This window comes from Nocardiopsis protaetiae (assembly GCF_045446735.1).
In the GTDB taxonomy this organism is placed as follows: domain Bacteria; phylum Actinomycetota; class Actinomycetes; order Streptosporangiales; family Streptosporangiaceae; genus Nocardiopsis; species Nocardiopsis protaetiae.
Map to the genome: position 1 here is coordinate 14691 of NZ_JBJJBV010000035.1, position 10680 is coordinate 25370.

Annotated in this window: 9 protein-coding genes; all 9 read left to right on the forward strand. The window is 70.3% G+C overall.

Going from position 1 to position 10680, the window contains the following annotated elements:
- Positions 1-13 precede the first annotated feature (13 nt).
- The gene (locus tag ACJOT3_RS08425; protein ID WP_406970597.1) at positions 14-1030 is read left to right on the forward strand and encodes an ABC transporter ATP-binding protein; all 1017 of its coding nucleotides are present in this window, start codon (positions 14-16) and stop codon (positions 1028-1030) included.
- A gap of 4 nt (positions 1031-1034) precedes the next feature.
- Complete coding sequence (locus tag ACJOT3_RS08430) at positions 1035-1223, forward strand: hypothetical protein (protein ID WP_406970570.1); 189 nt, start codon at positions 1035-1037, stop codon at positions 1221-1223.
- The gene (locus ACJOT3_RS08435; RefSeq protein ID WP_406970572.1) at positions 1220-3031 is read left to right on the forward strand and encodes an ABC transporter substrate-binding protein; all 1812 of its coding nucleotides are present in this window, start codon (positions 1220-1222) and stop codon (positions 3029-3031) included. Before ACJOT3_RS08430 ends, ACJOT3_RS08435 begins: the two co-directional genes overlap by 4 nt.
- Positions 3032-3282: 251 nt before the next feature.
- A complete protein-coding gene (gene ccrA / locus ACJOT3_RS08440) occupies positions 3283-4518 on the forward strand; it encodes a crotonyl-CoA carboxylase/reductase (RefSeq protein WP_406970574.1) in 1236 nt (411 codons plus the stop codon).
- 523 nt (positions 4519-5041) lie between these two features.
- Positions 5042-7588, forward strand: coding sequence for a sensor histidine kinase (locus ACJOT3_RS08445; protein ID WP_406970576.1), 2547 nt, complete (start codon positions 5042-5044; stop codon positions 7586-7588).
- Between the two features lie 83 nt (positions 7589-7671).
- Positions 7672-8097, forward strand: coding sequence for a roadblock/LC7 domain-containing protein (locus ACJOT3_RS08450; protein ID WP_406970578.1), 426 nt, complete (start codon positions 7672-7674; stop codon positions 8095-8097).
- Between the two features lie 46 nt (positions 8098-8143).
- Positions 8144-8503 (forward strand): DUF742 domain-containing protein, encoded by a 360-nt coding sequence (locus ACJOT3_RS08455; protein WP_220562849.1) that lies wholly within the window; start codon positions 8144-8146, stop codon positions 8501-8503.
- A 22-nt stretch (positions 8504-8525) separates the two neighbouring features.
- Positions 8526-9083 carry a GTP-binding protein gene (locus ACJOT3_RS08460; protein ID WP_260697157.1) on the forward strand — a complete coding sequence of 186 codons (558 nt, stop codon included), beginning with the start codon at positions 8526-8528 and terminating at the stop codon, positions 9081-9083.
- A 70-nt stretch (positions 9084-9153) separates the two neighbouring features.
- Positions 9154-10413 (forward strand): styrene monooxygenase/indole monooxygenase family protein, encoded by a 1260-nt coding sequence (locus ACJOT3_RS08465; protein WP_406970581.1) that lies wholly within the window; start codon positions 9154-9156, stop codon positions 10411-10413.
- Positions 10414-10680: the final 267 nt, after the last annotated feature.

Genomic DNA, 10680 nt, shown 5'->3' on the forward strand with positions numbered 1-10680 from the left:
CCGCTCCGTACCCGTGCCCGCCCCGGCCGTCGCGGCGGCCGCCCCCGCCCCCGACCCCGCGCCGGTGCTGAGCCTGCGCGGCGTGCACCAGGTCTTCTCCGGCCCGCGCGGCGACGTGCCCGCCGTCGCCGGGGTCGACCTGGAGGTGCGCCCCGGCAAGGCCCTGTGCCTGGTGGGGGAGTCCGGCTGCGGCAAGACCACCACCGCCCGGATGGCCGCCGGACTGGCCGACCCCACCTCCGGGTCGGTGCTGTTCCGCGGCCGCGACATCACCGCCATGGACAAGAAGGAGCGCTCCGTGTTCCGGCGCTCGGTCCAGTACATCCACCAGGACCCCTACGCCTCCCTCAACCCGGTGCGCACCGTCTACTCCACGGTCTCCGCCGGGCTGCGCCGCCACCGCATGGTCGCCGACCACAAGGAGGCCCGCAGGGTCGCCACCGAACTCCTGGAGCGGGTCGACCTCACCCCGGCCGCGGACTTCCTCGACAAGTACCCGCACCAGATGTCCGGCGGCCAGCGCCAGCGCGTCGCCATCGCCCGCGCCCTGGCGATGAACCCGGAGGTGATCATCGCCGACGAGTCCACCTCCATGCTCGACGTCTCCATCCGGGTCAGCCTGCTCAACACCTTGGGGCGGCTGCGCGACGACCTGGGCGTGGGCTTCCTGTTCATCACCCACGACCTGGCGGTGGCCAAGTACTTCGCCTGGGACGGCGAGATCGCCGTCATGTACCTGGGCAAGGTCGTCGAACACGGCCCCACGCCCCGGGTGGTCAACGACCCGCGGCACCCCTACACGCGGGCGCTCATCTCCGCGGTCTGCGAACCCGACCCCGACCTGGCCCGGACCAAGGAACGAGTCCGGCTGCGCAGCGCCGACATCCCCGACCTGACCGCCCTGCCCCCCGGCTGCGACTTCCACCCGCGCTGCCCCCTCTACACCCAGGGGGCGTGCGACACCCACCGACCGCCACTGGTGCGCGGCCATGACCGACTGCTCGCCTGCCACGTGGTCGGCCAGGGGTGAACGGATGCTCCTCATCGGCCGGTTCGGCCTCTTCGTCGGAGCCTTCCTCACCTTGGCCGCGGGCCTCACGGCCCTGCTCAATCCCCCCGGCACAGCCGAGTTCGTGATCAGTGTCCTCACCGTCGTGATCGGCCTGACCGTGCTCTCCCTCGGACTGCTCGCCGTCCTCATCGAAAGGAAGCGCCAGGAATGACCCCCACTCCCGACCGCAACACGCTCCTGCGGGACTTCAGCCGCAGGAGACTCCTCAAGACCGTGGGCTTCGGCGCCGTCGGCGTCGCGGGCGCGAGCGTCCTGGCCGGCTGTGCCGGCGGGGACAACGCGGCCAACGCGACCACCGGCCAGTTCACCGGCGTGTACGACTACGACATCGACGCCCAGACCCGCAACGTGGCCGTGGAGGACGGCGCGCTGCTGATGAACTCGGTCTACGCCGACCTGTTCCTGCCCGCGGGCGGGTTCTACAACTGGGAGACCCACGAGTGGGACTACCTGCTCGTGGAGAACGCCGCCTGGGAGGGCGACGACCTCTTCGTCAGCCTGCGCCCCGGCCTGAAGTGGAGCGACGGCACCGACCTCAACGCGGACGACCTGCACCAGAACTTCGCCATCCGCGTCCTGGAGGCCCCCTCCTGGTCCATCGGCTTCCCGCAGATCACCGAGCTGGAGAAGGTGGACGACCTCACCGTCCGCGCCCGCTTCGACAACCCGTTCCCGGGCATCGAGTTCCAGGTCATCGACCACCGGATCTTCTCCAAGTCCACCTACGGCGACTTCGGTGAGCGCGCCATCGCGCTGGTCGCCGACGGCGTCCGCCAGGGCGACGACGAGCACACCGAGTTCAACGCCGAGTTCATCGCGTTCAACCCCGACGAGATCATCTGCAGCGGCCCGTACAAGTTCGACCCGGCCCAGGTCGCCGACGCGCGCATCACCCTGGTCCGCAACGAGGAGGGCTACCAGGGCACCGAGGTCGGCTTCGACGAGATCGTCGTCCACAAGGGCGACAACCGGCAGGCCTCCCTGCTCATCCAGCAGGGCGAGGTCGACTACTCGACCCTGGCCACCTCGGCCGCCGACCAGCAGGCGTTCCAGAGCGTGGACGGCCTGCGCTGGATCGAGCACCCCGGCTACGACGGCTGCGGCCTGATGTTCAACTACCAGAAGAAGCCGGAGCTGAAGGACGTGCGCGTCCGCAAGGCGCTGGCCCACCTGCTGGACAGCGACCAGGTCGGCCAGGTGGCGCGCGGCGAGGCCTACAGCCGCGTCAACTACTACGCGGGCCTGGTGGACATGCAGGCCGAGCAGGTCTTCAGCGCCGAGGAGCTGGCGGAGTTCGAGACCTACGACCTGGACCACGACAAGGCCAAGGAGCTGCTGGAGGACGCGGGCTGGACCCTGGAGAACGGGACCTGGCACCTGCCCGACGGCGAGGAGGCCGGCTTCGAGGTCGTCGGCGTGGTCGGCTGGGGCGACTTCGAGCTCACCGCCACCCAGGTCGAGGAGGCGTGGAACGACTTCGGCATCAAGACCACCGCGTCCAACGTCCCCGCCGACAACCCGTGGGGCATCTGGTCGGCCGGTGACTTCGAGGTCGCCGTGCGCCACTGGGGCAACCCGGAGATCCCGTCCTACTGGGGCGCCTTCCAGATGAACTTCCTGGTGGAGAACGCGCGCACCGGGGACACCCCGGGCCAGGACTTCGACCTCAAGGTGGACAGCCCCAGCCAGGGCGAGGTCGACCTGGAGGAGTTGGTGCAGGTCGCCAAGACCGCGCAGACCGAGGAGGAGCAGGTCGAGGCGGTGCGGACGATGGCGATCGTCTTCAACGAGCTGCTGCCGCGCATCCCGATCTGGACCTACAAGTACCTGGCCCCCGCCCTGGAGGGGGTCCGCGTGGACAAGTTCGACGACGCCCACCCGGCGGCGCAGAACCAGATCTACATGGACAACCACGTCATCCTGTCGCTGATCCAGGGTGACCTGCGGCCGGTCGAGTAGCCGTTCGTCCCGGGGCGGGAGTGACCACCGGGACACCCGGGGCGGGCCCTTGAGGGCCCGCCCCGTTTTCGGCTCGTCCGGAACGCCGGGACCAAGGTCCTGAGCTTGATCACGAAAGGAACCTCGTCCCCGAAAAGCGGCTTTTGCGGGTTATCTTCCTGAGACGCCGGAGGTCCGCGCTCCCCGGGTCCGGGGCGGCCGTCGCCGGTCCCGCACGACCCAGCCCCCGGACGCGGAAGGCCTCCCCCGTCATGCCCCAGGAGCCCAAGGACCTCTACGACCTCGGCGAGATGCCGCCGCCGGGGCACGTGCCCGCCCGCATGCACGCCATGACGATCCGGCCCGAGCGCTACGGGGAGCCCCGCAGCGCCTTCGCCCGTGAGGTCGTCCCGGTGCCCCGGGTGGGGCCCGGACGCGTCCTCGTCTACACGATGACCGCCGGCATCAACTACAACAACGTGTGGGCCTCGCTGGGGAGCCCCGCCGACGTCGTGGCCGCCCGCCGCAAGGCGGGGGAGCCCGAGGACTACCACGTCGGCGGCTCCGACGGCGCGGGCATCGTCTGGGCGGTGGGCCCGGGGGTGCGCGGGGTCGAGGTGGGCGACCACGTGATCCTGTCCCCGGGGGACTGGGACGAACGCGCCGACGACATCCGCACCGGCCGGGACCCGGCCGCGTCGCGGAGCATGCGGGCCTGGGGCTACGAGTCCAACCACGGCTCCTTCGGCCAGTTCTGCCTGGTGCGGGACGTCCAGTGCCACCCCAAGCCGGCGGGCATGCCCTGGACGGTCGCCGGGGGCTTCCTGGCGACCGCGGCCACGGCCCACCGGCAGCTCTTCGGCTGGTACCCCCACACCGTCCGGCCCGGCGACCCGGTCCTGGTCTGGGGCGGTGCCGGGGGCCTGGGCTCCTTCGCGATCCAGCTGGTCCGCAACGCGGGCGGCCGGGCGGTGGCGGTGGTCTCGGGGGAGGAGCGGGCGCGGGTGTGCCGGGAGCTGGGGGCGGTCGGGACCATCCTGCGCACGGAGTTCGACCACTGGGGGAGGATGCCGGACGAGCGGGACGGGGAGGCCCACGCCGCCTGGCTCGCCGGAGTGCGGTCCTTCGGCCGCCGCTTCTGGGAGGTCCTGGGGGAGCGGCGCGATCCCAGGATCGTCTTCGAGCACAGCGGCGCGGACACCCTGCCCACCTCGATGTACCTGTGCGACAACGAGGGCATGGTCGTGACCTGCGGTGCGACGTCGGGGTACCGCTCCGAGATCGACCTGCGCTTCCTGTGGATGCGGCTCAAGCGGCTCCAGGGCTCGCACTTCGCCTCCACCGCGGACTGCCGGGCGGTCATCGGGCTGGTGGAGCGTGGGATGCTGGACCCCTGCGTGACCTCGGTGGTGGGGTTCGACGAGATCGGGGAGGCCCACCAGGACGTCCACGAGAACGTGCAGCCCTGGGGGAACCGGGTGGCCCTCGTCAACGCGGAGGCCGAGTGAATCCCGGGCCTCGCCGGGGGAGTTCTCCAAGAGGACACTGACCGGAAAATGACATTGGTCCCGAGCTGGGCAAATCCCAACAAACCCAAACAATGCTTCGTCTCTCGGGTATGAGTACCGTTCTTATCACCCCTGGTCACAGGTGATACACAGACCCCTTTTCCGGTGCTTCTCCGATTCTTCTGCCAACACGGCCCACCTTTGTTAGTCTGGCGAATCGAACGACGATTACCGGTGGAAGTGCAGGAATTGTGCGGGCCGAGGGTGCCGTCCCCGGCAATGGGTCCCCGACCCCGAGCCGCGAGAGCGGGGCCGGACCGCCCACCCGAGCCGAGGAGACGAGACAGTGGCACAGGCGCCGCCGCCGGCGGACGGCTCCGTCCCCCGATCCCCCGAGGACGGGGCGAAGGCGTCGGCCGAGGAGGAGCCCGCAAACAGGCGTGAGGGGCGTTTCCGCCGGGCCATCTATCGTATGGTCCGTATCCAGGAAACCCGCTCCATGGAGACCGAGCAAGGAAATCCCGTGCATCAGCCCGTGCATCCGCACTCGCAGGACCCCGGCCGCCCGGCGGCCCGGGACGGCGGCCGGCACACCGCCTCCCCCCTGACGGGGGAGACGACGGCGGGCGGAGGCGAGAGCGCCCCCGCGGACGTCCCCTCGGTGGAACGGCCCGTCGGCCCCTTCTCCGGCTCCGCCGAGAACGGTTACCGGCCGACCCCGCGTACCGGCGCCCCCAACCCCTACACTGCGGTCCGGCGCGTCGAGATCGACGACGTCGCACCCGATGCCACCCCCGTCGGCCAATGGCGCGGCGTCGGCCTCGACGAGCCCGAGCCGCGCACACCCGAAGTCACCGCTCCGCCGGAGCACACCGCGTCCGAGGAGGAGGCCCCGGTGCATCAGACCCCGCCCGCGTCCGAGGAACCGGGAGCGCCCCCCGCCGGTGGCGCGTCGGAGCCCCCCCACACGGAGCAATTCGAGGCCCCTGTGTCATTCACCCCTGCATCCTCCTCAGCGGAGTCACCGCTGCCCGAGCCCGCGCGCCGGGAGCCCGCCCGGAGCGACCGCCGCGGTCGCCCCTCCGAGGACGGCGGCCCCTACCGCGAACCCCGTGCCGAGCAGCACGCCGCGGCCGACCCGGGCCCCGCCCCCGACGGGCGCCGCCGCCCGGACGCCTGGCGCGAGCGCGCCGAACCCGACCGCTACGAGGCCCCCGCGCCCCGGGGGCGCACCTACGACCCGGGGTACGCCGACCGCGTCGCCGGCCGCGCCGACTACACGTCCCGCCCGGAGTACGGTGCGGACGAGGCCCGCTACGGGGAGCCCCGCCGGGCCCCGCGGGGCAACCCCTACCGGGAGCCCTACCCGGTGCGCGACCACCGCGAGGCCCCGCGCGACGCCTACGGCGCCGACCACCGGTACGGGCCCGACCCCCGCGCCCCGCGGCCGGAGGCCTACCGCAACCCGCCGCCCGCCCACCCCCAGGGCGAGTACCCCTACCCGCAGCCGCCCATGGCCTACCCGTACCCGGTGTACCCGGCCCCCGTGCCGCAGCCGATGCCCTACCCCAACGTCTACCCGGCGCCCTTCCAGCCGCCCGGCTACGTGGTCCAGGGCCAGCCGGTGTTCTACCCGGGGCAGGCCAACCCCTACGGCCAGCCGGTCCAGCACGTCATCGTCTTCACCGCCGGGCAGCCCCCGCAGGTGATCACCGCCGACTCCGCCGCCACCCTGTTCGCCGAGCAGGCGTCGGCCACCGAGGTCCGCGAGGACAAGGCGATCACCCGCGCCGAACCGGAGGAGGAGGCCCCGGCCGTCGGGGAGGCCGCCGCCGACACCGTCACCGCGGAGCCCGCCGCCGAAGCGGCGGCCGAGGCGCCGCCCGCCGAGACCGCCCCCGCCGGGCAGGAGGCCGCACCCGAGGCGGTGGCCGGGGAGGCCGTGCCGACCCTCGACCCCGCGACCGCCGCGGCCCTGGTGTCCGAGAGCGGCGAGGGCCTGCTCAACGAGGCGCTGGCGGGTCTGGCCATGCGCGACCTCTCCCTCGTCGACGCCCTGCTGGAGATGGTCGAGGAGCTGGAGTCCGACGCCCAGGACCCCGACCTGCTCGAAAAGCTCTTCCAGATCGACAACTTCGCGACCCGGATGCGGCGCAACGGGGAGAACTTCCTGGTGCTCACCGGACACGACGGCGGTGAATCCGACGCCCACGACGAGATCGTCCCGCTGCTCGACGTCTCCCGCGCCGCGGTGTCCGAGATCAAGGACTACCCCCGCGTCATGCTGGGCAAGCTCCCGCAGATCTCCATCACCGGTATGGCCGCCGACGACATCAGCCACCTCCTGGCGGAACTGCTCGACAACGCCACCGCCAACTCGCCCGAGCACTCCCAGGTCGTCATCAGCGGCCAGGAGATGGACGACGGCCGCCTCATGGTCATCGTCGAGGACGAGGGCGTGGGCATCCCCGACAAGCAGCTCGCCGAACTCAACGAGCGCCTGTCCGGCGAGCCCGTGCTCGACGAGGAGGTCCCCCGGCACATGGGCCTCTACGTCGCCAGCCGGATCGCCAAGAAGCACGGGCTGAAGGCCAAGCTCGAATCCCGGGCCTTCCGCGGGGTGAGCGCCTACGTGATCATCCCCAAGGAGCTGTTGCGCGTGGCCACGCCGCGGACCCCGGGACAGTCGCGCACCTCGACGATCCCGTCGGGCACCGTCTCCTCCCGCCCGGCCCCCGTCGCCGCTCCGCCCGCCTCCGTCAACGGCACCGCACCGGCGGACACCGGCAACGGAACGGGCACCGGCCGGGGCGACTCCGCCGTCACCGCGGCCGGCCTGCCCCGGCGCAGCGCCACCCCGCACGGCTCCCCGCTGCGCATGATGCCGCGCCCCGACCCCGGCGCGGCGGCCCCGGCGCGCGAGGACACCCCCCCCAAACTCACCGGGGAGGCCCGGGCCGAGCAGATCCGGGACGAACTGGGAGACTTCCTCGAAGGCGAACGCGCCGCCTTGGAGGGCGAGCAACTCGACGGAACCACGGACGACACGGGCGGAGAGGCCAAGGCATGAGCGGCCGTACCCCCGGCGCGCACCCCCCGGTGCGCGGGCAGATCCCCCGAACCCCTAAGACACTCGGCCCAGGCAGGTAGAGCATGACTGAATCCGTGAACGACAGTGTTGAGAACTTCTCGTGGATCATCGACCGGTTCGTCCGCGACGTGCGCGGTGTCGAGCACGCCGTCGTGGTCTCCTCCGACGGTCTGGTCCTGACCCACTCCAGCGACTTCCCCGAGGAGCACGCCGAGCAGCTCGCCGCCATCGCCAGCGGCCTGCACAGCCTGGCCGTGGGCGGGGCGAGCCTCTTCCAGCGCGGGGAGTGCGAGCAGCTGCTCGTGCGCTTCAACCACGGACACCTGTTCATCATGGCGATCAGCGACGGCTCCTGCATGGCGGTGCTCACCGCCCCCGGGACCGAGCTGAAGATCGTGGGCTTCCAGATGGCCAAGCTCGTCGAGAACGTCGCCCACGTGCTCACGCCGCAGCTGCGCTCGCAGCTGCGCGAAGTCATCCAGAACTGACGACGGTGACCCGTTACGGTTCGGCAGGAATGAGGTTGCCACGTCAATGAGCTTCCGCAGGCGAAGGAGTAACCGCGTTCGCCCGTTCACCTTCACCGGTGGGCGGACGCGGTCCCGGCATCCGCTGATGGTGCAGACCCTGGTCTCGACATCCGAGCCCGGGCAGGAGCCCCCTGGCACCCTCATGCCGGAGTCGATCAGTATTTACAAGCTGTGCCGGGAGACCCGGTCGCTCGCCGAGATCTCGGCCGAGTTGGGCATCCCCCTGGGTGTCACCCAGGTCCTGGTCAGTGACCTGGCCGAGCAGGACCTGGTGTACATTCACCCGACCATCACCGGCAGCAGTCCATCGGAAAACCAGGTTCTGGAGAGGGCTCTTCGTGGTCTCGAACGACTTTTCCAGTGACAAGCGGTCCAATCGCAAGAAGATGTCGAGCAAGATCGTCATCGCCGGGGGCTTCGGCGCCGGCAAGACGACTCTGGTGCGCTCGGTGTCGGAGATCCCGCCTGTCACCACCGAGGCGATCATGACCGAGGCGAGCATCGGTCACGACGACACCTCGATCACCCCCGACAAGACGACCACCACCGTCGCGATGGATTTCGGCCGCATCACCATCGACGACGAACTCGTCATGTACATGTTCGGGACACCGGGCCAGGCACGGTTCTGGTTCATGTGGGACGATCTCGTCAGGGGTGCCGTGGGCGCCGTCGTCGTGGTCGACTGCCGTCGTCTGGCGGACTCCTTCGACGCCGTCGACTACTTCGAGACGAACAAGCGCATCCCCTACATCGTGGCGCTGAACCGGTTCGAGGGGCAGCTGGACTACACGGCCGAGCAGGTCCGCGAAGCCCTGGAGGTCAGCCCCGAGGTCCCGATCATCGACTTCGACGCCCGCCAGCGGCTGTCCGGGGGAGAGGTCCTCAAGGCCCTCCTGCGGTACGCCCTGGAGCACAACCGCGCCAGTGAGCCCGTCGCCTGACGGGCGGGGAGGCCGCCCAGGCGTGCTCCCCCCGGTCCTCCCCTAGATCCCCCAGGAAAGTAAGCGACACATGCGCAAGATCCTCATCGTCGGCGCGGGCCACGCCGGCCTGCACCTGGCCCATGGGCTCCTCACCCATGGCTACGACGTCACGGTGATCACGGGGCAGTCCTCGCTGGAGATCCGGACCGGACGTCCCTCGATCACCCAGTTCACCTTCCCCACCGCACTGGAGTACGAGCGCAAGTTCGACCTCGACTTCTGGAGCGCGCTCTCCCCGCAGATCCGCGAACAGAAGCTGGCCGTCTTCCGCGAGGGGCAGCCGATCACCGCCATCAGCGGCCGCTCCCACCCCGGGAACGGCTACACCGTGGCGGTCGACCGCCGGGTGAAGATGGCGGACTGGCTGGAGTTCTTCGAGGACCGGGGCGGCAAGGTGGTGATCCACGGGGTCACCGTCACCGACCTGGACTACTTCTCGCGGATGTTCGACCTGATCATCGTCGCGGTCGGCCACGGGGAGCTGGGCCAGCTCTTCGACCACGACACGAGCCGGTTCAGCGGGACGCGGCCGCGGGCCCTGGCCCAGGCCTACGTCTACGACCTGTGGCCTCCGCACCCCGGCGAGGGGGAGAACATCGGCTGGTTCGGGGTGACGGAGGAGGCGGGCAACATCATGCTCATCCCGATCCTCACCCAGGAGGGCCCGGCCCACAACCTGCTGCTGGTGGACAAGAAGGGCGGCCCGATGGACGCCTGGCCCGACCGGCCGGGCCCGGAGGAGCAGCTGCGCCGGATGAAGGACCTCATGCGCAAGTACGCGCCGGAGTTCTTCGAGCGGTCCAAGGACGCCGCGCTGGTGGACGGCCGCAGCACCATCGTGGAGGACCTGACGCCGCAGGTGCGCAACCCGGTGGGGCGGCTCCCCTCCGGCGGGCTGGCCATCGGGATGGCCGACGTGGTCGTCACCATGGACCCGTTCGTGGGGCAGAGCTGGAACAACTCCACCCGCTGCGCGGAGGCCTACCTGGAGAGCATCATCGAGCACGGCGACAAGCCGTTCGACGAGGACTTCATGGTCGGGGCCTTCGACCGCTTCTGGGAATTCGGACAGGACAACCAGATGTGGGCGGAGTTCGCGTCCACGATGGTGGAGCAGTCCCTGCCCGAGCACATCATGAACATCCTGGCCGCCTCGGTCCAGTACCAGGAGGTCGCGGACCGCTGGATCCAGGGGTGGGACTTCCCGTCCGACTACAAGAACTGGATGCTGGACGAGCAGAAGGCCTTGGCGTACATCGCCGAGGTGCGGGCGCGCCACGGCGACTGACCGTCCGGCGGCGGGAGCGAGAGCCCGGGGTCCTCAAGGGCTCCGGGCCTTCTCTGCTGTCCGAAACGTGTTTTCCCTGTCGTTTTCCGATGGTCCGGAAACGGTTGCGTTTGCATTAACTCCGTACATGTCGGACCGAATCCCTCTGTCCGAAAAAGGTCACCTGGTTGTCAGTGCTCAAGGGCAAGCGTTACCCTCCATCTGGTTGGTTCCTGTTTGGCCCCGAATGTCGTTCCATGAGGTAGTTGCTGTGAATCTTTGAGATTA

Bases quoted from the DNA above. Each gene is read 5' to 3' on its own strand.
- ccrA (WP_406970574.1), top strand. From the start codon at position 3,283: ATGCCCCAGGAGCCCAAGGACCTCTACGACCTCGGCGAGATGCCGCCG.
- ACJOT3_RS08435 (WP_406970572.1), top strand. From the start codon at position 1,220: ATGACCCCCACTCCCGACCGCAACACGCTCCTGCGGGACTTCAGCCGC.
- ACJOT3_RS08455 (WP_220562849.1), top strand. From the start codon at position 8,144: ATGAGCTTCCGCAGGCGAAGGAGTAACCGCGTTCGCCCGTTCACCTTC.
- ACJOT3_RS08460 (WP_260697157.1), top strand. From the start codon at position 8,526: ATGTCGAGCAAGATCGTCATCGCCGGGGGCTTCGGCGCCGGCAAGACG.
- ACJOT3_RS08430 (WP_406970570.1), top strand. From the start codon at position 1,035: ATGCTCCTCATCGGCCGGTTCGGCCTCTTCGTCGGAGCCTTCCTCACC.
- ACJOT3_RS08450 (WP_406970578.1), top strand. From the start codon at position 7,672: ATGACTGAATCCGTGAACGACAGTGTTGAGAACTTCTCGTGGATCATC.
- ACJOT3_RS08465 (WP_406970581.1), top strand. From the start codon at position 9,154: ATGCGCAAGATCCTCATCGTCGGCGCGGGCCACGCCGGCCTGCACCTG.